This window comes from Luteimonas sp. A482 (assembly GCF_054072655.1).
In genome coordinates this window covers 310,411-333,914 of record NZ_JBSVRO010000001.1, presented here as the reverse complement: position 1 = coordinate 333,914, position 23,504 = coordinate 310,411, and the positions used below count along the sequence as shown (strand labels likewise).

18 protein-coding genes are annotated in these 23,504 nt (G+C 70.8%); 10 read left to right on the top strand and 8 right to left on the bottom strand.

Going from position 1 to position 23,504, the window contains the following annotated elements; translation table 11 throughout:
• The 3 genes from ftsX to rhlB all read right to left on the bottom strand — a co-directional run bounded on the left by ftsX (position 1) and on the right by rhlB (position 3,576).
• Positions 1-948 (bottom strand): permease-like cell division protein FtsX, encoded by a 948-nt coding sequence (gene ftsX / locus ACW5DW_RS01510; RefSeq protein ID WP_457016888.1) that lies wholly within the window; start codon positions 946-948, stop codon positions 1-3.
• The gene (gene ftsE / locus ACW5DW_RS01505; RefSeq protein WP_457016886.1) at positions 941-1,630 is read right to left on the bottom strand and encodes a cell division ATP-binding protein FtsE; all 690 of its coding nucleotides are present in this window, start codon (positions 1,628-1,630) and stop codon (positions 941-943) included. The genes ftsX and ftsE overlap by 8 nt, the downstream gene beginning before the upstream one ends.
• A 155-nt stretch (positions 1,631-1,785) precedes the next feature.
• Positions 1,786-3,576 carry an ATP-dependent RNA helicase RhlB gene (rhlB, locus tag ACW5DW_RS01500; RefSeq protein ID WP_457016884.1) on the bottom strand — a complete coding sequence of 597 codons (1,791 nt, stop codon included), beginning with the start codon at positions 3,574-3,576 and terminating at the stop codon, positions 1,786-1,788.
• Positions 3,577-3,932: 356 nt separating this feature from the next.
• On the opposite strand from rhlB, the gene trxA reads away from it, so the two are divergent.
• Positions 3,933-4,259 carry a thioredoxin TrxA gene (gene trxA, locus ACW5DW_RS01495; protein ID WP_457016882.1) on the top strand — a complete coding sequence of 109 codons (327 nt, stop codon included), beginning with the start codon at positions 3,933-3,935 and terminating at the stop codon, positions 4,257-4,259.
• A gap of 363 nt (positions 4,260-4,622) precedes the next feature.
• Positions 4,623-6,428 (top strand): transcription termination factor Rho, encoded by a 1,806-nt coding sequence (gene rho, locus ACW5DW_RS01490; RefSeq protein ID WP_457018371.1) that lies wholly within the window; start codon positions 4,623-4,625, stop codon positions 6,426-6,428.
• A 269-nt stretch (positions 6,429-6,697) separates the two neighbouring features.
• Here rho and ACW5DW_RS01485 read toward each other — a convergent pair whose 3' ends face one another.
• From ACW5DW_RS01485 to ACW5DW_RS01475, 3 genes are all read right to left on the bottom strand, one after another.
• The gene (locus tag ACW5DW_RS01485; protein WP_457016881.1) at positions 6,698-7,603 is read right to left on the bottom strand and encodes an energy transducer TonB; all 906 of its coding nucleotides are present in this window, start codon (positions 7,601-7,603) and stop codon (positions 6,698-6,700) included.
• A gap of 147 nt (positions 7,604-7,750) precedes the next feature.
• The gene (locus ACW5DW_RS01480) at positions 7,751-11,044 is read right to left on the bottom strand and encodes an ankyrin repeat domain-containing protein (protein WP_457016879.1); all 3,294 of its coding nucleotides are present in this window, start codon (positions 11,042-11,044) and stop codon (positions 7,751-7,753) included.
• The gene (locus tag ACW5DW_RS01475; protein ID WP_457016877.1) at positions 11,037-11,309 is read right to left on the bottom strand and encodes a YcgL domain-containing protein; all 273 of its coding nucleotides are present in this window, start codon (positions 11,307-11,309) and stop codon (positions 11,037-11,039) included. Before ACW5DW_RS01475 ends, ACW5DW_RS01480 begins: the two co-directional genes overlap by 8 nt.
• A gap of 181 nt (positions 11,310-11,490) precedes the next feature.
• On the opposite strand from ACW5DW_RS01475, the gene ACW5DW_RS01470 reads away from it, so the two are divergent.
• From ACW5DW_RS01470 to pdxK, 5 genes are read left to right on the top strand one after another with little or no spacing between them, the layout of a single operon-like run.
• Entirely contained in the window at positions 11,491-13,863 is a 2,373-nt protein-coding gene (locus ACW5DW_RS01470) for a S9 family peptidase (protein ID WP_457016875.1), read from the top strand.
• 40 nt (positions 13,864-13,903) lie between these two features.
• A complete protein-coding gene (locus ACW5DW_RS01465; RefSeq protein WP_457016873.1) occupies positions 13,904-14,395 on the top strand; it encodes a hypothetical protein in 492 nt (163 codons plus the stop codon).
• 44 nt (positions 14,396-14,439) lie between these two features.
• Positions 14,440-15,369, top strand: a complete 930-nt coding sequence (gene hemF / locus ACW5DW_RS01460; protein ID WP_457016871.1) for an oxygen-dependent coproporphyrinogen oxidase — start codon at positions 14,440-14,442, stop codon at positions 15,367-15,369.
• A 7-nt stretch (positions 15,370-15,376) separates the two neighbouring features.
• Positions 15,377-16,147 (top strand): YggS family pyridoxal phosphate-dependent enzyme, encoded by a 771-nt coding sequence (locus ACW5DW_RS01455; RefSeq protein WP_457016869.1) that lies wholly within the window; start codon positions 15,377-15,379, stop codon positions 16,145-16,147.
• On the top strand, positions 16,144-17,022 hold the full coding sequence (gene pdxK, locus ACW5DW_RS01450; RefSeq protein WP_457016867.1) for a pyridoxine/pyridoxal/pyridoxamine kinase: 879 nt from the start codon (positions 16,144-16,146) through the stop codon (positions 17,020-17,022). Before ACW5DW_RS01455 ends, pdxK begins: the two co-directional genes overlap by 4 nt.
• Before the next feature lie 177 nt (positions 17,023-17,199).
• Here the strand turns inward: pdxK and ACW5DW_RS01445 are convergent, their stop codons facing one another.
• Entirely contained in the window at positions 17,200-19,266 is a 2,067-nt protein-coding gene (locus ACW5DW_RS01445) for a TonB-dependent copper receptor (protein ID WP_457016866.1), read from the bottom strand.
• A 232-nt stretch (positions 19,267-19,498) separates the two neighbouring features.
• On the opposite strand from ACW5DW_RS01445, the gene ACW5DW_RS01440 reads away from it, so the two are divergent.
• Complete coding sequence (locus tag ACW5DW_RS01440) at positions 19,499-19,738, top strand: hypothetical protein (RefSeq protein WP_457016864.1); 240 nt, start codon at positions 19,499-19,501, stop codon at positions 19,736-19,738.
• Between the two features lie 169 nt (positions 19,739-19,907).
• Here ACW5DW_RS01440 and glmS read toward each other — a convergent pair whose 3' ends face one another.
• Positions 19,908-21,737 carry a glutamine--fructose-6-phosphate transaminase (isomerizing) gene (gene glmS, locus ACW5DW_RS01435; RefSeq protein WP_457016862.1) on the bottom strand — a complete coding sequence of 610 codons (1,830 nt, stop codon included), beginning with the start codon at positions 21,735-21,737 and terminating at the stop codon, positions 19,908-19,910.
• A 180-nt stretch (positions 21,738-21,917) separates the two neighbouring features.
• Here glmS and ACW5DW_RS01430 point away from each other — a divergent pair, with 180 nt between their 5' ends.
• Both ACW5DW_RS01430 and ACW5DW_RS01425 read left to right on the top strand, forming a co-directional pair.
• Positions 21,918-23,213, top strand: coding sequence for an efflux RND transporter periplasmic adaptor subunit (locus ACW5DW_RS01430; protein WP_457016860.1), 1,296 nt, complete (start codon positions 21,918-21,920; stop codon positions 23,211-23,213).
• A 1-nt stretch (position 23,214) separates the two neighbouring features.
• A complete protein-coding gene (locus ACW5DW_RS01425; RefSeq protein ID WP_457016858.1) occupies positions 23,215-23,427 on the top strand; it encodes a hypothetical protein in 213 nt (70 codons plus the stop codon).
• Positions 23,428-23,504: the final 77 nt, after the last annotated feature.

Sequence of the window (23,504 nt, the reverse complement as noted above, 5' to 3'; positions counted from 1 at the left end):
TCAGATTCCGGTGGGGCGCGTCTGGCGCAGGAAATGGCCGGCCACGAGACCCGCGCCGAGCCAGCCGAGCAGGGTCGAACCGCCGATCACGGCGAGCGCCCACGGCGGGTTGATCGCGGACAGCGCGAAGCTGCTGCCGTAGCTGGCGGCCAGCCCGGCCAGGGGTTCGCGCAGCGCCAGTCCGGCCACAGCCAGCAGCACAAGCGCCAGCCCGCCGGACGCCACGCCGTACCACGCGCCCAGGTACAGGAACGGCCGCCGGATGAAGCCGTCGGTGGCGCCGAGCAGCTGCAGCACGCCGATCTCCTCGCGCCGCGACTGGATGTCCAGGCGCACCGTATTGCCCACCACCAGCAGCGCGCCCAGCCCCAGCAACGCCGCCAGCACCCACGACACGCGCGTGCCGAAGCGCAGCCAGGTGTCGAGGCGCTCGCGCCACTGCACGTCGTGCTGCACCAGCTCGGCCTCGGGCAGCTGCTCCAGCGACGTGGCCACCATCAGCTCGTCGCCCGCCGGCGTCACCACCAGCACGTGCGGCAGCGGATTGTCCTCGCCCACCGCGTCGACGATGCCCGCCAGCGCGCCACCTTCGCGCAGCGAGGCAAGCCCCTGGCCCGGGGTGACATGGACCACGCCGCCGATGTTGGCACGCGCACGCAGCTCATCCGCCAGCGCGCCAGCGCGCGCGGCATCGACATCCTGCTTGAGGAACACGCTGATTTCGCGCGAGCGTTCGACGTTGCCCGCCAGCCGTTCGACATTGCCCAGCACCAGCCACAGTCCCAGCGGCAGGGCCAGCGCCAGCGCCATCACCGACACGGTCAGCAGCGCCGCCCACGGCTTGCGGAACACGCGCCCCAGGCTGGCGACAAGGCTGTAGGAATGATGGTCGAACCAGGTCCCGACCTGCGACGCGGAGCCGGCGCCGCGCACGTTGGCCTCACTCATCGGCCAGGTCCTCGGGCGCGATGTCGTCGACCAGGCGCCCGTGGTCGAGCACCAGCACGCGCTTGCGCATGCGCTTGACCAGGCCGAGGTCGTGGCTGGCCACCAGCACGCTGGTGCCGCGCTCGGGCAGCGAGGCGAACAGCGCCATGATCTCCGACGACAGGGTCGGGTCGAGGTTGCCGGTGGGTTCGTCGGCAACCAGCAGCCGCGGCTCGGCCACGACGGCGCGGGCGATGCCCACGCGCTGCTGCTCGCCGGCCGACAGCTGCGTGGGCAGCGCGCGCTCGCGGTCGCCCAGGCCCAGCCGTTCAAGCACGTTGCGCACGCGCTTGCCGATCTCGCCGCGGCGCAGGCCACGCAGGATCAGCGGCAGCGCGATGTTGTCGAACACGCTGCGGTCGGTGAGCAGGCGGTGATCCTGGAACACCACGCCGACCTCGCGCCGGTGCAGCGCCACGCGCCGCCCGCGCATCTTGAGCAGGTTGCGGTCGTTGAACAGCACCGCGCCGCGGCTGGGCCGCTCGGCGAGGTGGATCAGCTTGAGCAGGGTGCTCTTGCCGGCGCCCGAGTGCCCGGTGAGGAACAGCATCTCGCCGGCGGCCACGTCGAAACTGACCTCGGCAAGCGCAACGCGCCCACCGGAGTACTGCTTGCTGACGCTGTCAAAACGCAGGACGACCATGGCGAGGGAGTATCGCAGAACTCGCACGGGCCGAATCGGACCCACTGCGGCCTTTGCAATCGAAGCCGAAGGGCTGCCGCCGAAGCGGGACCGCGCGCTCCGTCATCCGGCGCGCGAGAGCCTGCCGGCGCGCACGCGCCGGCAGGCCGCGTCACTCAATGCTGGTTGTGCGGTGCGCGGGTGACGAGCTTGCGCAGCCGCGTGCCGATGCGCGAGAACAGCGATGGTTCCTGCGCGGTCGATGCGTCGGCCTGTCGCGAGCCGGACTGCGGACGCGCCGCAGGCGCCGGCCTGGCTTCGCGCGCCTTGGGCTGGCCGGGGTTGTCCTGCCCATTGCCATTGGTCGCCGTGTCTTCGGCACCGGCGAGGCGCTTGCCGCCACGACGCCGACGGCGCTTGCGCGGGGGACGCGACTCATCCGGCATGGCCGCGGCCACCGTGGCGGCGACATCGATCACCGGCTTGGCCACCGCCTCATCCGGCGCAGCAGCCACGACCGGCGCGGACTCACTCACCGACGCTGGTCCGGCAACGGCAACCGGTTCGCCCTCGGGCTTCACCCGCGGCTGGCGGGGAGGCCGGGCGCGCTCGCCGCCAGCGGCGCCGGCACGCGACCCACGACCGCCACCCGGACCACCACGGCCACCGCCACGCTTGGCATCCTCGGCCGCCCGCGCCTCGCGCACCTCGCGGTAGATCTCGTTGATGCTGTCGCCGTCCTCGTTGTCAGCCGCCTCGACAGTGGCACCGGCCCGCGGCGTGCGCGGCTGCGGCACCAGCAGTTCCGGCGTCACCGGCTCGGACGGGATCCTCTGCTCGATAAAGGCCTCGATGTCCGGCAGGCCGATCGCGTAGCGCTCGCAGGCGAAGCTGATCGCGTCGCCCTCCTCGCCCAGGCGCGCGGTGCGGCCGATGCGGTGCACGTAGTCTTCGGCGTCGAAGGGTAAGTCGTAGTTATAGATGTACTTGACGCCGTCGATGTGCAGGCCGCGGGCGGCGACGTCGGTGGCGACCAGGATCTCGAGCTGGCCGCCCTGGAACTTCTTCAGCAGCGACTCGCGCTTCTTCTGCGGGACGTCGCCCGAGAGCACGCCCACGCGGTAGCCGGCGCGTTCCAGCGCACGGGCCACGCGCTCGACGAACACCTTGGTGTTCACGAACACCATCGTGCGGGCACCCTCGCCGCGCGAGAGCAGGCCCAGCAGCAGCGGCAGCTTCTCTTCGTCGGAGGGGTAGTAGAGCTTCTGGCGCACCAGCGCGGCGGTGATGGTCTCGGTCTCGACCACCATTTTCTGTGGCTCGTTCATGTGCTCGTAGGCGAGCTCGAGCACGCGATGGCTCAGCGTGGCCGAGAACAGCAGCGTCTGGCGCTCGGTGCGCACCGGCATGCGGCGCAGCAGGAAGCGGATGTCCTTGATGAAGCCGAGGTCGAACATGCGGTCGGCCTCGTCCAGCACGCAGATCTCGCAGGCGTGGAGGCTGACCACCTTGTGCTGCTTGACGTAGTCGATCAGCCGGCCCGGGGTGGCGATGATGACGTCCACGCCCTCCTGCAGCAGCTGGCGCTGCTTGTCGTAGTCGACGCCGCCGTAGACCAGGGCGAAGCGCAGGCCCAGCTCGGGGCCGAACTTCACCGCGTCCTTGTGGATCTGGATCGCAAGTTCGCGGGTGGGCGCCAGGATCAGCGCGCGCGGGTCCTCGGGCTTGCGGTCGGCCAGCGCCGGGCGCGTCAGCAGGCGGTTCATCACCGCTACCAGGAAGGCCAGCGTCTTGCCCGTGCCGGTCTGGGCCTGGCCAGCGACATCGCCCCCGGGCAGTGCGACCGGGAGGGTCAGCGCCTGGATCGGCGTGAGGCGCGTGAAGCCTGCGGTCTCGAGCCCGGCCTGCAGCCGCGGATGGAGATCGAAGGAGGAGAAGGTGATGTCGGTAAGTGGCTTATCGCTCATATATGGGATCTTGTGTGCCGCGCCAGCGCATGCCGTGTGCTCCGAAGGACTCCCGGTCCGCTTGGGTCGCCGCAATGCGGGGCGATTCGCCGCTTTGCGGCGACCCAAACGGGCAGGGAATACGTTCAAGCTGCATGACACGCTCTGGTGCTTGCGTGGGCGGCGCCCGCATCGCAGACTGCCTGGGAAACGGGATGACGCCGTCAGGCGCGGTTCCCGGAGACTCGCGGACCATGGCCGCGTGGGGCGACCGGGGTTTTCCGTACGGTGGCCTTGATTCGGGCCGCGAATCGCCCAAGTTTAGCATCCATCCGCGGCCGCCCTGCTGGCCCGCCCCCTACCCCAGGAGCCTTTCCGTGAGCGAACACGTCATCCATGCCACCGACGCCGATTTCGATGCCACCGTGCTGCAGTCCGCCGAGCCGGTGCTGGTCGATTTCTGGGCGCCCTGGTGCGGGCCGTGCAAGATGATCGCCCCCGCCCTGGACGAGCTGGCCAGCGAGTACGCCGGCAAGGTGAAGATCGCCAAGGTCAACGTGGACGAGAACCGCGCCACCGCCCTGAAGTACCACGTCCGCTCGATCCCGATGCTGCTGCTGTTCAAGGACGGCCAGGTGCAGGCGACCCAGATCGGCGCCGTCGGCAAGCCGCAGCTGGCGCAGATGATCGACAAGGCGGTCTGACCAGGACCGTCTGAATCGGCCCGCGTCCGCGTCTGCCCACTGGCGGCCGCGGGCCCGCTCCGCATGCAGGAGCCTGGCCGTTGCCCCTGGGCTGTGCGCCCCTCTGGCCTGCCCGGTGGACCCACCCTCCGCCCATCACCCGATGCGTTGCCAACCGGCGCGCATGAACGAGGTCCTGCCAGACCGCTTGCCGACGTCCGCCGTCTGGTGTTAGTTTGGCCGCATCCGGCGTTGAATTGGGCGCCGCACCCCGTCTGCACGACTCCCCTCACCATCCCGCCCGCTTCAGGGCGCTCGCACCGAGCGAGGAACTCTCACTTGTCCGACCAAACCCCCGACGCCGGCGATACCGCCGTCAAGCGCGTGCGCAAGACCGCTTCGCGCGCCACCAAGAAGCCCGCAAAATCCGCCGACGCCGACGCGCCGACGCTGTTCGAGTCGAGCCCGGCGCCCGCCGAGCCCAGGCCCGCCGAGCCCAGGCCCGCTGCGCCGGAACCGGCTGCGGCCAGGCAGCCTGCGCGAAGCGAGACCCCGGAAGGCCAGCCGAGTCAGCCCTCCCAGCCCTCCCAGCCCTCCCAGCCCTCGCAGCCCAGCCAGTCCAGCCAGCCCGCACAGGGCGGTGGCGCCCAGCCCACGCAGAGCGGCGGCGAGAGCCAGTCCTCGGATTCCGGCCAAGGCCAGCGCCAGCCCCAGCAGGACAACCGCGGCGGCAACGGCGGCAACCAGGCCAATGCACAGGGCACCAGCAAGCGCGACCGCTTCCGCAATCGCCGCGATCGCCAGCGCGGTGACGATCGCCCGCGCGGTGACCGCCCACGCGACGGCGGCCTGCCGCAGGACGACGGCGGCAACGGCCACGAGCAGGCCAACCGCATGCCGCCGCCGAACATCCCCGAAGGCTTCCCCCAGTATTCGCTGGGCGAGCTCAAGCGGATGCCCGCGCACAAGTTGTTCGACATCGCCGAACTGCTCAACATCCATGAAGGCGTGGCCCGCGCGCGCAAGCAGGACGTGATCTTCGCCCTGCTCAAGGTGCTCACCCGCACCAACGAGGGCGTGCAGGCCGACGGCGTGCTGGAAATCCTGCCCGACGGCTTCGGCTTCCTGCGCGGCGCCGAGGCGAGCTACCTCGCCGGCCCGGACGACACCTACATCTCGCCCAGCCAGATCCGCCGCTTCAACCTGCGCACCGGCGACCACCTGTCCGGCCGCATCCGCTGGCCGAAGGACGGCGAGCGCTACTTCGCGCTCAACGTGGTCGACACGATCAACGGCGAGCCGCCGGAGGCCAGCAAGGGCAAGGTGCTGTTCGAGAACCTGACCCCGCTGTTCCCGCGCAAGCGCTTCAAGCTCGAGCGCGGCGACGGGTCCACCGAGGACATCGCGGGCCGCATCCTCGACCTGATGGCGCCGCAGGGCAAGGGCCAGCGCGCCCTGATCGTCTCGCCGCCCAAGGCCGGCAAGACCATGCTGATGCAGCAGATCGCCACCGCGATCACCAGCAACCACCCGGACGTGCACATGATCGTGCTGCTGGTGGACGAGCGGCCCGAGGAAGTGACCGAGATGCAGCGCACCGTGCGCGGCGAAGTGGTCAGCTCCACCTTCGACGAGCCGGCCGCGCGCCACGTGCAGGTCGCCGAAATGGTGATCGAGCGCGCCAAGCGCCTGGTCGAGCACAAGAAGGACGTGGTGATCCTGCTCGACTCGATCACCCGACTGGCGCGTGCCTACAACAACGTCGTGCCGTCGTCGGGCAAGGTGCTGACCGGCGGCGTCGACGCCAATGCGCTGCATCGCCCGAAGCGTTTCTTCGGCGCGGCGCGCAACGTCGAGGAAGGTGGTTCGCTGACCATCATCGCCACCGCACTGGTCGACACCGGCAGCGCGATGGACAAGGTGATCTACGAGGAGTTCAAGGGCACCGGCAACTCGGAAGTGCACCTGGACCGCCGCATCGCCGAAAAGCGCGTGTACCCGGCGATCGCGGTCAACCTCTCCGGCACCCGCCGCGAGGACTATCTGATCGAGCCCGACATGCTCCAGCGCATCTGGATCCTGCGCAAGCTGCTGCATCCGATGGACGAGATCGCGGCGATGGAATTCCTGCTCGACAAGATGAAGAGCACCAAGTCCAACGACGAGTTCTTCGCCTCGATGAAGCGCTGAGGCCCGCACCGGACCGCGATGACGAAGAGCCCGCCCTGCGGGCTTTTCGTTTTTTCGGGTCCTGCACGCGATGCCGCGCCCGCAAACCCGCCCCGCGTTTCACTGGCGCCCTTCAGTCGGACAGGCACGCGGGATGGATGTCCGTCGATGCGCGACCATCGGGCCGTCCGCCGCTCCCGGCCATTGCACTCGTCGGCGCGGGGGCCCAAGCGCGGCGCGCGTCAGCTGCAGATGCTGGCGGGGCGACAAAGCCCGGTGCGTGACGTGGCTCAGCCGCCTTCCAGCGGAACCAGCAGCTTCAACCCCGTCCCGACCTGGTGCACCACACCCGACACCAGCGCATCCGGTGCGATATCGAAACCTTCCAGGCCCTCCATTTCCCAGGGGATCGGATTGCGCGGGCCGGCCACGTAGGACTGCCACTGCCCGTAGCCGGGCTCGCCGTCGTCGGCAAACCTGTAGTCGACCGGAACCCGCGCCGACCAGTTCTCCTGGTCGGCCCACTCGCCCCGGGTGGGCGGCTGGAAGGTCCATTTGCGCGCGGCCACCAGGGCCGACTTCGCCAGCAGCTCGCGCATCTGCACCATCTCCCGCTCGGTGCCCAGCACCCGCAGGTTCACCATCTCCGCCACGGCGTCCTGCACCCGGCCGGTCCGGTCCACCCGGACAACGACGTAGACCACGCCATGCGCACCGGCATAGCGCGCCTGCACCGGATACTCCGGTGGCTTCATCTCAATCGACGACAGTTGATCGCTCTCGTCCCGCGTCGCCGCGCCCGAACGCTCCGCGGAATGGCGTGCGGCCATCAGGACCGCCTCGCGCCCGAAGTAGCCGCTGCGGATCGTCACCCGGAACCGCCGGGCGTCGACCCGTTCGGCCAGCATCAGCAGGCTCATCCTGGCGCTGCCGTGTGCCGGCTTGCCGTCGACCAGGATCGGCTCGAAACGCCAACCTGGCGCGGCGGCATCGATCACGTTCGCGACCGCCGGCGGCAGCTTGTTCCGCTGGTCGATGGTCCAGTCGCTGACGGTGCCCTCGAGCGTGATGGTGACCCGTCCGGTCACCAGCATGCTCGCCTCGACCTGCCTGCGCGCCTCGGCCGCGCCGGCAGCGTGCACCGCACCCGCCACGAACCACAGCATCAGCACGCACCCGCACAAATGGCGTCTCATCCGCATGTTCCCGCTCCCTGGTGCGGCGTCGAGGCCGGATCGCCGCAGCGCGGCCCCGGCGCAGTTACCCGGGCCGCTCGGGCACTGCCGGCGGACTGTAGATCCCGCCCCCGCACGCCCGCAAGTGGAGAGGTCCGGGCGGTGCCTTCAGCCGCGGTCGCGCAGGAACCGGGCCATCGACACGCCGGCCGGGGATGGGACGTATTCGTGGGCGACGTCGACGAAGCCGCGCATCACCGCGATCTCGCGCGGGGTCCGATTGAGCGCGTCGCGCGCTTCGGGGTCGGCGCCGGCGCGCAGCAGGCGCCGGGTGAGCAGCAGCAGACCGTGCAGGGCGGCGAGGTGCAGTGGGCCGAAGCCGCGCGGGTCGCGCGCGTCGAGCATGGCGCCTTCGTCGAGCAAGTGTTCGAGCACCGCCAGCAGCACATCCTCGTCGCAGGCGGTGCCGGGTTCGGCGCGGGCGCCGAGCAGCAGCAGCAGCGGGGTGACGCCACCGGCGGCCAAGGCGTCGACCTCGGCGCCGGCCAGCAGCAGGGTGTCGAACAGGGCCACCAGGCGGGTGCGGTCGCGCGCGGTGAAGCCGTACAGCGCCGCACAGTGCAGCGGGGTCAGGCCCTGGGCGTCGGTGGCGTGGACGTTGGCGCCGGCGGTCATCAGCTTGGCGCACAGGTCCGGCAGGCCGAGCGCGGCGGCCAGCATCAGCACGGTGACTTCGCCGGGCAGGCGCTGTTCGAGCCTGGCGTTGGCGGCGAGCAGGCGGTCGACCAGCTCGCCGTGGCGCATGCTGACCGTCGCCGACAGCGGCGTGGCGCCGGTGTGGGCGACGTGCTGCGGATTGGCGCCACGCGACAGCAGCAGCTCGACCACGGCGCGATGGCCGCCGCCGCAGGCGCGCAGCAGGCCGGTGCAGCCCTGCGCGTCGACGGCGTCGACCGGCAGGCCAAGTTCGATCAGGCGGCGGACCGCATCGGCATCGCCGGCCATGGCGGCGGCGGGCAGGTCGGACGGCTGCAGCACGCGCCGCGGCAAGGGCCAGTCGCGCCAGTCCAGCCAGTCGGCCAAGTCGCGCCGCCCGCTGGCCAGGGCCACGCCCAGCGGCGTTTGCCCGTCCTGTGCGCGCACGTCGACTGCCGCGCCATGGCGCACCAGGGTCTTGAGCACGTCCTCCCGCGCCAGCGCCGCGGCCAGGTGCAGTGCGGTCATGCCGCGCGCATCACGGGCGTCGGCGTCGACGCCGATCACCAGCAGGCGCTCGATCAGCCGGTCCCAGCCCAGGTGCACGGCCAGCGACAGCGGCGGATCGCCGGCTGGCGAGGCCGCGAACGGGTCGGCGCCGCGCTCGAGCAGGTCCAGCGCGCACTGCTCCAGCGCGCGGCCGGCCTGGTCGCCGGCGACGCAGGCGGCAAGGAACCGGGCCAGCCCGCCGCGGCCGGCCGGCGAGGCGCCGTGGCCGAGCAGGGCCTGCAGCGCGGGCAACGCGGCCGGGCCGCGTGTGAGCAGGCGGAAGACAGCGGTTTCGCCCGACGCGTCGCGGACCTCGAGGTCGGCGCCCTGGGCGGCGAGCCAGTCGATGCGGGCCGGCGTCGGGAGATCGTCGACGCAGGTCAGCAGGCCGCCGAGCTCGGCCGGCGGCACCAGCGCGGCGACGCGCTCCAGGTCATCGTGGCGGCCCGCGTCCAGGCCTTCCCGCAGCAGCAGCAGCGGCGAGCGCTGCTCGGGCGGCGCCTCGCCGGCATCGGGCCGCACGCTGGCCGGCAGCGCGTAGTCCGGATCGAGCATTGCGACCAGGCGCCAGCGGCCCGCCTCGGCCGCGACTTCGGTTGCGCGCCTGCCGTCGCGTGCCGTGGCCTGCGGGTCGAGGCCGAGTTCGAGCAGGCGCCCCACCAGGGCCGAGGACGGCGCATCAGCCAGGCAGGCCAGCAGCAGTGCGCTGCGGTCCTGCGCGTCGACCGCCATTGGATCGGCCTTGGCGCCGAGCAGGGCCTCGAAGACGCTGGCGGCGCCACCGCGCGCCGCTTCCAGCAGCGGCGTGGCGCCGGCGGCGTCGTGCGCATGCACGTCCGCCCCCGCGTCCAGCAGCGCGGCGACGATTCCGGCATGGCCCTGGAAAGCGGCGACGTGCAGCGCGGTGCGGGCGTCGCGGTCGCGCGCGTCGACCCGCGCCTTGTGCCGGAGCAGCAGCTGCACGGCCGCCGGATCATCCTCGTCGCCACCGGCCGCCGCCACCAGCGCCGGGGTGCCGTCCTCGATCGCCGGGCTGGCGCCGCGTTCGAGCAGGAACCGCGCAAGCCGCCAGTTGCCTGCGGCGCAGGCCACACCCAGCGGGGTCATGCCCTCGTGGTTGGCCACGTCCAGCGCACAGCCGGCATCGCGCAGCAGCGCCGCGACGCCTGGATCGGAGCTGCGCGCGGCGTGGTGCAGCGGGGTGTTGCCGTCGCGGTCGGCATTGCGCGGATCGGCGCCGTTGGCCAGCAGGGTCATCACCGCCTCGGGGCGACCGTGCCAGCTGTCGCGGGTGGCGGCCAGCAGGGGAGTCAGGCCCGCATGCGCGGCGTTGAGGTCGACGCCGCGGGCGATCAGCAGGCGCAGCAGGCGCAGGTCGGGCAGCACCGCGGCCAGCACCGGCAGGCCGCGCTGGTCGCGATCCTCGTCCAGCGGCAGCGCGCGCACGTCGGCACCGGCCTCGACCAGCGCCAGGGCCTGGTCGACGCGGCCAGCGCGCGCGGCGGCATACAGCGCGCGGTCGAGGTCGCCGTCCAGCACCGACGACGGCAGGCTTGTAGCCTCGCCGTCCATTTCCACCACCGGAATCGGGCGCGCCGCTTCGATCGGGGCCGGCAGGCGCTGCAGCAGCAGGTGCAGCAGCGGCCATGCCAGCGCCGAAACCAGAGCCAGCGACCAGCGCGCCGTGTCGGTCAGCAGCTGTGGCCAGGCCAGGAGCACGATGCAGGCCAGGATCGCGGCCACGCAGGCGGCGGCGGCGGCGCCGTGCCAGCCCGAGGCGTCGCGCTTTGCCAGCGCCTGCCAGTGGCGGACGACGCTGCCGCCCTCGCGCTCCAGCCCGTGCCACAGCGGCCAGGTGCGCCACAGGCCGAGCACACACAGGCCGGCCATCGCGCTCAGCGCCAGCACAACGCCCAGGCCGTTGCTGCGCAGCAGTTCCACCAGCGGCCAGCCGACCAGCACCACGGCCGCCAGCAGGCCACCCGTCCACAGCGACAGCAGCGCCCGCGCATCGCGCAGCAGGGCGTCGCGCCCGGCGGGCAGGTCCATGCGCCAGCCGCGCACCGCCAGCGCCAGCGCGGGCTGGGCCAGCAGTGCGGCCAGCAGCGCGACGATGCCGCCAAAGCCGGTGGCCAGCACCAGGGCCAGGCCAAAGGCGGCGGCAGCCGCGGGGACGCGTCGTTGTCGCAGGGGTGGGATCCGCGGGGCCTCAGGCATCGGTGCCCCAGTCCTCGCTCATCGGGTCGGCGTGCGCGTCGGCCGGGAACTGCAGGTGGAAGCCATGCAGCGCCAGGTTGTCGCGCACTTCGTCCGCATTGCCACGCGCCAGCCGGCGGCCGGGCACCAGCGCCACGTCCAGCACGAACTGCAGCGCACCCAGCCGGGCACGCAGCGGTTCGGGCAGACGGTCGAAATCATCGTGGGCGGCCAGGTAGACAAAGGTATCGGCCCGGCGCTGGCTTTTGTAGACGTAGGCGTGCATGTCCGCGCGGTGTCACAGGTCGCGGAATTGTGCGGTAAATCGGCCCTGCGGGGAACGTCGCGGTGTTCAGGCGGCGATGCGCGTGCGGCCCGCGCCCGCCCGCGGAGCATGACCGTCGGCAGATGCCACGCCGGAAGCGACTGCTAGGCTGTCGCAATTCCCGCTTCCCGTGCACGTGCAAATGCATCGATCCGCGCCATTGCTGTCCTGCCTGCTGCTCGCCAGCGCCGCCGCACTCGCCCAGGCGCAGCCTGCGCCGCCGCTCACGCTGGACCGGATCATGGCCGATCCGGACTGGATCGGGCCGACGGTCGAACAGGCCTGGTGGTCGTGGGACGGCCGCCACGCCTACTACCCGCTCAAGCGCGAAGGCAACGGCATCCGCGACGTCTACCTGCAGGACATCGCCGGCGGACAGGCGCGCATCGTCGACGGCCCCTCGCGCGCCGGCATCGACGCCGCGCGGCCGGTACTCGATGCGCAGCGCACGCGCATGGCCTTCGTGCGCAACGGCGACGTGTTCGTGCGCGACCTGCGCAATGGCGCGCTGACCCAGCTCACCCGCAGCGAAGCGACCGAAGCCAACCCGCGCTGGTCAAGCGACGGTGCCCTGCTCTGGCGCAGCGGCCACGACTGGTTCCGCTGGAGCGCGGCCGACGGCGCCACCACCCACGCCGCCTCGCCCAAGGCCGAGGACGACCCTGCGGCGGCGCCCAAGCCCGACCTGCTGCGCGAGAACCAGCTGCGCCTGGTCGAGACGCTGCGCACCGAGCGCGAGCGACGCGAGACCCAGCGCAACCGCGATGCCGAACTGCGTCGCGCAGACCCCACCCGCGCGCCCGCGCCTGTGTTCCTGGGCAAGGACGTGGAAATCGCCGCGACCTCGCTTTCGCCCGACGGGCGCTGGCTGGCGGTGGCGGCCGAGCGCAAGTCCGACGAGCGCGGACAGGCCGGCAAGATGCCGAAGTACGTCACCGAATCGGGCTACGAGGAGTTCGAGGACGTACGCACCCGCGTCGGCCGCAACCTGCCGCGCGCGCAGACCTTCTGGCTGGTCGACATGCGCGACGGCTCGCGTCGCGAACTTTCGACCGGCGCGCTTCCGGGCATCGGCGACGATCCGCTGGCGACGCTGCGTAAGGCCGCCGGCAAGGAGCCGCTCAAGGGCGCGCGCGCGCTGCGGCTGGAGGACGACGAGGACGGGCTGCTGTGGAGCGCGGACTCGCGCTTCCTCGCGCTGATGCTGCATTCGATCGACAACAAGGACCGCTGGCTGGCAACGCTGCAGCCGGAAGGCGGCGAGCCGCAGTCGCGCCACCGCCTCACCGACCCGGCCTGGATCAACTGGAGCTTCAACGAGTTCGGCTGGCTGCCCGACCAGCGCAGGCTGTGGTTCGTGTCCGAGGAAAGCGGGCATGCGCACCTGTACACGGTCGATGCCGGTCGTGGCCGCGCGAGCGCGCTGACCTCGGGCCGCTGGGAAGTCTCGCAGCCGGTGCTGGCGCCGGACGGCGCACGCTTCCACTTCACCTGCAACCGCGCCCGCCCGGGCGACTACGAGCTGTGCACCGTGCCCGCGGCCGGCGGCGATGTGGCGGAGCTGACCCAGCTCGGCGGCGTCGAGGATTTCGTAGCCTCGCCCGATGGCGCGCGCCTGCTGCTGCGCCATTCGTCGAGCTACGTGCCGCCGCAGCTGGCGGTGGTCGATGCCGACGGCGGCAACCTGCGCACGCTCACCGACACGCGCAGCGCCGAATACCGCGCCTACGAGTTCCTGCAGCCGCAGTACGTGCAGGTGCCGTCGAAGCACGGCGCCGGCACGATCTGGGGCAAGTACTACGGCCCGGCGACGATGGAGCCCGGGCGCAAATACCCGGTGGCGCTGTTCGTGCACGGCGCGGGCTACCTGCAGAACGTCAGCGACCGGTATCCGAACTACTTCCGCGAACAGATGTTCCACAACCTGCTGGTGCAGCGCGGCTACATCGTGCTGGACCTGGACTTCCGCGCATCCGAAGGCTACGGCCGCGACTGGCGCACCGCGATCTACCGCAACATGGGCCAGCCGGAACTCGAGGACTACCTGGACGGCATCGACTGGCTGGTCGAGCACCAGCAGGCCGACCGCGAACGCGTCGGCATCTACGGCGGCAGCTACGGCGGCTTCATGAGCTTCATGGCGCTGTTCCGCGAGCCGGACAAGTTCAAGGCCGGCGCCGCGCTGCGTCCGGTCACCGACTGGACCCAGTACAACCACGACTACACCGCCAACATCCTCAACACGCCCGACATCGACCCCGAGGCCTACCGCGTGTCCTCGCCGATCGAGTACGCCGAAGGCCTGCAGGGCCACCTGCTGATCGCGCACGGCATGATCGACGACAACGTGTTCTACCGCGACTCGGTGGTGCTGGCGCAGCGCCTGATCGAGCTGCGCAAGGACAAATGGGAGCTGGCGAGTTACCCGATGGAGCGGCACGGCTACGTGCATGCCGACTCGTGGTACGACCAGTACCGGCGGATCCTGGAGCTGTTCGAGCGCACGCTGAAGTGAGCGCCTCGCGGCAACGGAGGCAGCAGCAACTGCCAGCGACATGAGCGCGCCGTCACCAGGCACGGAGATCCTGCGCCCTTCGCCGCTGAAGTGGCTGGCGATGGGCGCGGCCTCGGCCGGCCTGGTGTGGATCGGCGGCATCATCATGCCCACGCATCCGGTGCTGGCCTGGGGCTGCATCGTGTTCTTCGGGCTGTGTGCAGCGGTCGCCTTGCTCAACCTGCTGCCAGGCGGCAGCCGGCTGCTGCTGGACGCGGACGGTTTCGAGATGGTGTCGCTACTGCGCCGCTCGCGGATCCGCTGGGCCGAGGTGGCGCGCTTTGGCGAAACCCGGGTCGGGATGCAGCGCCTCGTGGGATTCGACTTCGTCGAATGCGAGCGCGGTGGCGAGCGGCTGCACCGGATCAACCGCCGTGTCAGCGGTTTCCACGGCGCGTTGCCCGACACCTACCGCCTCGACGCCGGCGAGCTGGCCCGCCGCCTGGACATTCGCCTGCAGGCCTGGCGCGCGCCCGCGACACCGGGCGCCTGATCCAGCGCAACGCCGCGCACACCGGCGCCGCCTAGAATGGCGGCATGGACCGATTCGACGACATCCGCGACTACCTCACCGGCCTGCAGGACCGCATCTGCGCCGCGATCGAAACCGCCGACGGCAGCGCACGCTTCTTCGAGGACGCCTGGCAGCGCGATCCCGACGACGCCAGCACCACCCTGCGCGGCGGCGGCCGCACCCGCGTGCTGCGCGATGGCGCGGTGTTCGAGCAGGCCGGCATCGGCTTTTCCGACGTGTCCGGCAGCACCCTGCCGCCGTCGGCCACGGCCGCCCGCCCGGAACTCGTCGGCGCTTCCTGGCGCGCGGTGGGCGTGTCGCTGGTGTTCCATCCGCGCAATCCGCACCTGCCGACCACGCATGCCAACGTGCGCCACTTCCGGGCGCAGCGCGATGGCCAAACCGTGGCCTGGTGGTTTGGCGGCGGCTTCGACCTGACCCCGTTCTATCCCGTTGACGAGGACGTGCAGCACTGGCATCGCACCGCGCGCGCGCTGTGCGAGCCGTTCGGCGCGCAAGCCCGCTATGAGGCGCACAAGCGCTGGTGCGACGAGTACTTCTTTCTCAAGCATCGCAATGAGACGCGCGGCGTGGGCGGGCTGTTCTTCGACGACCTGCAGGACGACATGGAGCAGGATTTCGGCTACCTGCGCGCGGTCGGCGACGGTTTTCTCGACGCCTACCTGCCGATCGTCGAACGCCGCAAGGACACTCCTTACGGGGAACGCGAGCGCGAGTTCCAGCTCTACCGGCGCGGCCGCTACGTCGAATTCAACCTGGTCTACGACCGCGGCACCCACTTCGGCCTGCAGAGCGGTGGCCGCGCCGAATCGATCCTGATGAGCCTGCCGCCGCTGGTGCGCTGGGAGTACGGCTACGCGCCCGAACCCGGCAGCATCGAAGCGCGCCTGCACGACTATCTGGTGCCACGCGACTGGCTGGCGGGGACCTGAGGTCGCCATGGACGCTTCCGCCGCGCAGCTGCAGGCCAACCTCGACACCATCCGTACACGCATCGACGCGGCCTGCCGCGCCGCGGGGCGCGATCCGGGCGAGGTGCGCCTGCTGCCGGTCAGCAAGACCGTCGACGCGGCGCGGCTGCGCCTGGCCCATGGCATCGGCCTGCGTGAACTGGGCGAGAACAAGGTGCAGGAGGCGATGGGAAAGTGGGAGGCGATGTCCGACCTGGCCGACCTGCGCTGGGTGCTGATCGGCCACCTGCAGACCAACAAGGCCAAGTACGCAGCGCGTTTCGCCAGCGAATTCCAGGCGCTCGACAGCCTGCGCGTGGCCGAGGCGCTGGATGCGCAGCTGCAGAAGCAGGGGCGCGCGCTGGACGTGCTGGTGCAGGTCAACACCTCCGGCGAGGCGACCAAGTTCGGGCTGGCGCCGGAGGAGGTCGACGCCTTCGTGAAACAGCTGCCGGCATTTTCATCGCTGCGCGTGCGCGGGCTGATGACGCTGGCGCTGTTCTCCGAGGACCAGGCGCGGGTGCGCCCCTGCTTCGTGCGCCTGCGCGAGCTGCGCGATCGCCTACGCCAGGATGCGCCAGAGGGCATCGCGATGGACGAACTGTCGATGGGCATGTCCGGCGACTTCGAACTCGCCATTGCCGAAGGCGCGACCACGGTGCGCGTGGGCACCGCGATCTTCGGCGGCCGGCCCACGCCCGACAGCGCCTACTGGCCTGGTTTCGCGGGCAATCCAGGCGGGGCGGGCGACACTCGATGAGCGGCGACGCCCTGTTCTCACCCACTGCGGGTGCGCGCCTGGTCGACGTGGTATCGGTGCAGTCGCAGGTCGCCTACGGCGCGGTCGGCAACTCGATCGCCGTGCCAGTGCTGCAGGCACTGGGCCTCCACGTGGCGCCGGTGCCGACCGTGGTGCTGGGCAATACACCCCACTACCCGACGATGCACGGCGGGCCGCTGCCGCAGGACTGGTTCGAAGGCCTGCTCGATGACCTGGAGGCACGCGAGGTCGCGACGCGTGCGCGCTGCGTGCTGGTCGGCTACATGGGCTCGCCGCAGCAGGGCCTTGCGCTGGCGCGCTGGCTGCGACGCATGCGCGAGATCAATCCCGCGCTCGTGGTGCAGATCGATCCGGTGATCGGCGACCACGACACCGGCAGCTACACCGATCCTGCCCTGCTGCCGGTCTGGCGCGAGCACCTGCTGCCCTGCGCGGACGGGCTGACGCCGAATCATTTCGAACTCGAACAGCTGTGCGGCCGCACGCTGCCCACGCTTGCGCACTGCGCGGACGCCGCCGCAGGCCTGCTGGGCGGATGCACGCGCTGGGTGGCGGTGACCAGCGCCGCGCCACGCGCCTGCGCACCGGGGCGGATGCAGGTGCTGGTGGTGACCGCGCAAGGACACGAAACCGTCGAACACGCGCAGGTGCCGCACGCGGTCAAGGGCGGCGGCGACCTGTTTGCCGCACTCCTCGCGGGCCGCGCGCTGTCCGGTCTGCCGCTGGCCGATGCCGTGCGACGCGCCTGCAGCGATGTCGTCGCGATCCTGCAGCACGTGCAGGCGCAAGGCTGGCAGGAGCTGGCGCTGCCGCGGGAAATCGCCCGCAACCTCGACCAACCCATGCCCCCGTAGGAGCGGCTTCAGCCGCGATGGATTGGCGCGGACTTTCCTTTCCCCGTCTGCGCGGCTCATGCGCTTCGAGGTGAAAGGCGCGCCGGAGGCGCGGACGCATCGACGCTGCGGTTTGCCCCCACCCCGACCCCCTCCCCCGCAGGCGGGGGAGGGAGCATGGGCCGTCCCGACGGCGGATCAGAACTCGACGTTGAGCTTCACCCACGCCGTGCGACCCGGCTCGTGGATCCGGGTGGGATCGGCGGGATAGCCGAAGGCGCTGTTGCCGGCGAGGTTGAGGTGCTCGGCGTAGTCGCGGTCGAACAGGTTGTCGATGCCGGCCGCCAGGCGCACCCGGTCGCTGAAGCGATAGGCGCCGTTGAGCGAGAACACGCTGAATCCGCTGCTCGGCCCGAGGTCGCGGCCGACCACGTTGCCCAGCGAGGGGCTGACCCGGTCCTGCGCGGCCACCGCGCGCAGCAGCGCCCCGGCCGACCATGTGCCGTTGTCGTAGCCCGCGTTCAGTCGCGCCTCCAACGGCGGCATCTGCGGCAGGGCCTGGCCGCTGTCCGACAGCTCACCCCGGGAATAGGCCAGCGTGCCGCCGAGCTTCCAGTGCTCCATCGCGCGCCACTCGATGCCCGCCTCGCCGCCACGGATGTCGGCGTCGGCGTTGCGCGCGCGCGTGCTCGCCCCCATCGCGCCGGTCATGTAGTCGAACGCGATGTAGTCCTGCATGCGCCCGGCATAGGCCGAAACCCAGGCATCGACGCGCTTGCCTGCGTAGCGCATGCCGACATCGAGCTGGGTGGTGCGCTCGGGTTGCAGGCCGGCGAAGGCGTTGACTGCACCATCGGGACCGCGGTTGGGGGAGAACAGCTCCCAGTAGTCGGGCATGCGCTGGGTGTGGCCGACGCCGGCGTACCAGCGCAGCGGCTTGCCGTCGATGTCCTGTTCGAAACGCACGAAGGCCGAGGGCAGCGTCTCTGCGCGCGTTTGCCCCGCGGTCGGGTTGGGCATCGGCATCATGCCGCTCGTGACCGCGCGCCGGTCCTCGGCTTCGGCACGATCAACGCGCGCGCCGGCGATCAGGTGGTTGCGCCCGTCCAGGTGCCAGTGCAGTTCGGCGAAGGCGCCAGTCTGGCGGAAGCGTGCGTCCACCGTCCACGGCTGCGCCAGGTACTGGTCGCGTCCCATCGCGCTGCGGCGCGCATGGCGGCTGCCGCGTGCGTCCATGCCCGCGGTGAGCTCCCAGTGTTCGCCACCGAAGCCGAACGCGGCGCGCCCACCGCTTGTGCGGTGTGCAACGTTGCTCGCCATCGGCATGGGCATCGAGCTGTCGGGGTCGGGATCGCGCAGCGTGTAGTTGTCCATCACGTGGTCGACATCGTTGTAATAGACGTTGGCCGTGACCTCGCGCAGCGTGCCTTCCATGTTCTTCTTCTCGAAGCGCAGGCCGTAGCTGGTGCGGTCGAACTGCGAACCGTCCATGCCGCGCCCGGCGTAGCGCGCCTGTCCGTCGCCGGTGCCGACGCTGGCCTCCAGCACGGTGTCGGGATCCGGTGTCCAGCCGATGGCCGCGTCCGCATTCCACTTGTCCCAGGCCGAGGGCACGCGCCGGCCCGCGCCATCGGCGTAGTCATCGGACTCCGAGCGGTTGGCGGTGAGCCGCGCATACATCTGCGGATTGCCGGCCAGGGCGTTGACCACCTGGTCGTTGCGGCCGTGGCTGCCGAACATCGCGCTGCCGTCCAGGCGCAGGCCGGCCTCGTCGAAATAGGGGATTTCGCGCTCGAAGCGCACCGTGCCCGCCGACGCGCCACCGCCCCACAGCACCGTCTGCGGACCCTTGACGATGGTCAGCCGGTCATAGGTTTCCGGCGAGACGTAGGACATCGCGTTGTCCATGCGCGAAGGGCATGCACCCATCAGCGCGCCGTCGCCGGCCAGCAGGTTCAGGCGCGAACCGAACTGCCCGCGCAGCACCGGATCGCCGTTGGTGCCACCGCTGCGCAGCGTGGCGAACCCCGGCACGGTCTTGAGGTAGTCGGCGCCATCGCTGGCCGGCACCGGCTGGCGCGGCACGCGCGGATCGGTCACCCATGTCAGCGAGGCCACCGGGGCCACGCCCACGACCACCAGCGCGTCGAGGTTGACCACGCGTTCGTCGACAGGCGCCGCCGCATCGTTCGCCGCCCATGCGGCGCCTGCGGCGAGCTGTGCAAGTACCGCCGCCACGCCCAGGTACAACAGCTTGCTTCTCATTCCCGATCCTCCGTTCATGGCGCCATTGCAGCGCCATTCCGTACGCGCGGGAATGGACAAAATGTCCGGATCCCGGAGCGTCTTGACCTGCGTCAGGCCCCGCGTGCGCAGTGCGAGCAGGCTGATGCAGGTCAAGGCACGGAACCGCGCGTGCGCGCATGCTGGCGCAGCGGTCGGCATTGCCGGTTGCGGCCCGGCGGCGCGATACCGCCCGTATCCCTAGGAGACCACCATGCAATTCGACGTACAGCTGGACACCGGCCGCATCGACCTGGCCGCACTCGAGCAGCAGCTTCAGTCGCAGGATCCGGCAGCCATCGCCGACTTCGACGTGCTCAGCCGCAAGCTGCGCATCTCCACGGCGCTGGAAGAAGGCGACATCGCCGCAGGCCTGGCGCGCGCAGGCATCGCCGTGCCGGAAAGCGCGATCGAGCGGCAGCCGTCGACCTGTTGCGGTGGCTGCGGCGGCTAGCGGCAGGGTGCTTCGCGGTTCGCTGTAACGGGCTGCTGGGCGTTCAGCAGCCCGGTCGGGGAGATTTCTCCCTGCGGTCGAAATGACAGTCGCCGGCTGTCATGGACGGCTGGCTCGCCCTGCTTGGGAGCGAAAACCGCCGGCTGCCACTGCATCGCAGTCGGGCCGCCTACTCCACCGTCACCGACTTGGCCAGGTTGCGCGGCTTGTCCACGTCCGTGCCGCGCGCCAGCGCGGTGTGGTACGCCAGCAGCTGCACCGGGATGGTGTGCACGATCGGGCTGAGCACGCCGACGTGGCGCGGGGTGCGGATCACGTGCACGCCCTCGGACTCGCTGAAGTTGCTGTCGGCATCGGTGAACACGAACAGCTCGCCGCCGCGCGCGCGCACTTCCTGCATGTTCGACTTCACCTTTTCCAGCAGCGAGTCCTTCGGCGCGATCACCACCACCGGCATGGCCGCGTCCACCAGCGCCAGCGGGCCGTGCTTGAGCTCGCCCGCCGGATAGGCCTCGGCGTGGATGTAGGAGATTTCCTTGAGCTTGAGCGCGCCTTCCAGCGCGATCGGGTAGTGCACGCCGCGGCCGAGGAACAGCGCGTGGTTCCTGGGCGCGAAACGTTCGGCCCACAAGGCGATCTGCGGTTCGAGGTTGAGCGCGTGCTGGATGCTGCCGGGCAGGTGGCGCAACGCCTCGACGTACTCGGCTTCCTGGTCTGCCTCCAGCCGCCCATTCAACTTGGCCAGCGTCGCGGCAAGCGCGAACAGGCCCACCAGCTGGGTGGTGAAGGCCTTGGTCGATGCCACGCCGATCTCGGCGCCGGCGCGGGTGTAGAACACCAGCCGGCTGGCGCGCGGGATCGCGCTCTCGGGCACGTTGCAGATCGACAGCGTGCGCTCGTGGCCCAGTGATTTGGCGTACTTGAGCGCCTCCATCGTGTCGAGTGTTTCGCCCGACTGGGAGATGGTGACGATCAGGTACGCGGGATTGGCCACCGCCTTGCGGTAGCGGTATTCGCTGGCGATCTCGACGCTGCAGGGCAGGCCGCTGATCGCCTCGATCCAGTAGCGCGCCACCGAGCCGGCGTAGAAGCTGGTGCCGCAGGCGAGGATCTGCACGCCCTCGACCCCGCGCAGCACGTCCTGCGCATCCTTGCCGAACAGCTCGGGCTCGAAGCCGTTGGCATCGATGATTGCCTCGAGCGTGTCGCCGATGGCACGCGGCTGCTCGTGGATCTCCTTCTGCATGAAGTGGCGGTACGGGCCCAGCTCCAGCGAGGCCAACGAGACATCCGACAGGTGCACGTCGCGCTCGACCTGGGCGTCCTGCGCATCGAACACGCGCACCGCATCGCGGGTGATCTCGGCGGTGTCGCCTTCCTCAAGGAAAATGACGCGGCGCGTGGCCTGCAGGATCGCCGAGACGTCCGACGCCACGAAGTTCTCGCCCTCGCCCAGGCCCACCAGCAGCGGGCAGCCCATGCGCGCGACCACCATGCGCTCGGGCTCCTTGCGGCTGACCACGGCCAGCGCATAGGCGCCATGCAGCTCCTTGACCGCACGCTGCAGTGCGCCGAGCAGGTCGTCGCCGGCCTTGATGTAGTGGTGGATCAGGTGCGCGATGACCTCGGTATCGGTCTGCGATTCGAAGGTGTAGCCCAGCTGCTGCAGGCGTTCGCGCTGCTGCTCGTGGTTCTCGATGATGCCGTTGTGCACCAGCGCCACGCCGTGGCTGATGTGCGGATGGGCGTTGGATTCGGTGACCCCGCCGTGGGTGGCCCAGCGTGTGTGGCCGATGCCGAGCATGGCCTGCACATCCTCGTCCTGCGCGGCCGCCTCCATCTCCACGACCCGACCGGTCCGGCGCACGCGACGCACCTCTCCCTCGGAGACCAGGGCGATGCCGGCGGAGTCGTAGCCGCGGTATTCCAGACGCTTGAGCCCTTCGATCAGGACCGGTACCACATCGCGATCCGCGATCGCGCCAACGATGCCGCACATGTATCCGTTTCTCCTCGCGTGTGTCCGGCAAGTGTACGGGAAAGCAGCGTCCGGCCGGACACGCGCGGTGTCCGTCCGGACACTTCGCGCGCCTGCATTCCGTTTCCAAATCAGCCACTTGGATGTTGGCACGCAGATTGCGTGCAACCACGGCAGACCTCTCCGCATCCAGATCCAGACATGGACACGCAAGCCCGCATCCGCGACACCTCCGCACAGGATCAGGCCCTGGCCCGGCCCGCCGGCCTGCGCCGCCTGCCGCGTCGCTGGCTGCTGGCCGGCGGCGTCGCGCTGGCGGTTGCCGCGCTGGTGGCGTGGGTGGCCAGCGGCTGGGCTTCGGGCGCCTCGTCCTACGACGCTTCGCGGATTCGCATCGCCGAGGTGACGCGCGGCGATCTGGTGCGCGACCTGTCGGCGGACGGGCGCGTGATCACCGCCAACAGCCCCACCCTCTACGCGATCGCCGGTGGCACCGTGTCGCTCAAGGTCGTGGCCGGCGACGTGGTCAAGGCCGGCCAGGAGCTTGCCGTCATCGACAGCCCGGAACTGCGCAGCCGCCTGGTGCAGGAGGAATCGACCCTGGCCAGCCTGGAAGGCGAAGCCAACCGCGCCGTGCTCGACGCGCAGCTGACCCGCTCGGAGGCGCAGAAGCTGCTCGACCAGGCCCAGATCGACCACACCGCCGCGCAGCGCGACGTCGAGCGCTACCAGCGCGCCTTCGAGGGCGGCGCGGTATCGAAGAACGAGTACGACCGCGCGCTCGACGGGCTGAAGAAGGCCGAGCTCGGCCTGGCCGCCTCGCACCGGGATTTCTCGCTGCAGGGCCAGGGCGCCGGCATCGACGCACGCAACAAGCGCCTGCTGGCCGACCGCCAGCAGGCGGTGGTGGCCGAACTGCAGCGCCAGGTCGACGCGCTGACCCTGCGCGCGCCATTCGACGGCCAGGTCGGCCAGGTGCAGGTTGCGCAGGGCACCAACGTGGCGATCAACGCGCCGGTGCTGGGCGTGATCGACCTGAGCGTGTTCGAGGTCGAGATCCGCGTGCCGGAGAGCTTCGCCCGCGACCTCGCCATCGGCGTGCCGGCGCAGGTCACCAGTACAGGCAATCGTTACGCAGCGCTGGTCTCGGCGGTCTCGCCGGAAGTGGTCAGCGGCGAGGTCACCGCGCGCCTGCGCTTCGACGATGGCCAGCAGCCGCCCAACCTGCGCCAGAACCAGCGCCTGTCCGCACGCATCGTGCTGGACACGCGCGAGAACGTGCTGATGGTGGAGCGTGGACCGTTCCTGGAGCAGGATGGCGGCCGCGCCGCCTGGGTGGTCGACGGCAGCAGCGCCGTGCGCCGCCCGATCCAGGCCGGCACCAGCAGCCTCAATGCAGTGGAAATCGTGTCGGGCCTGCGGGAGGGCGAGCGCATCGTCGTCTCCGGCACCGACCAGTTCGCCAACGCGGACCGCGTCCGCATCTCGGGACAATGACATGGACACCTTCGCCTACTTCCCTTCCCGCCTGCACTGGACCGCGCAGCAGTTGGCCGACGCCGTGCCGCTGCGCCTGCATGAGCTGTACGCCTTCGACGCAGCGCGCGATACCGCGAGCTGCACCGCCGCCAACGGCGAACGCCGTCGCAGGCCGGCAGCGCACGCCTACGCGGCACGCTCGGCGCTTCCCGCCCGTTTTGGCATCCGCTGAGCGCACCCGTTTTCCATCCCGCCCCGGCGCGCCCGACTCTCTCTCCGGGCGCAACGCGGCGGGATGACCTTCTCCAT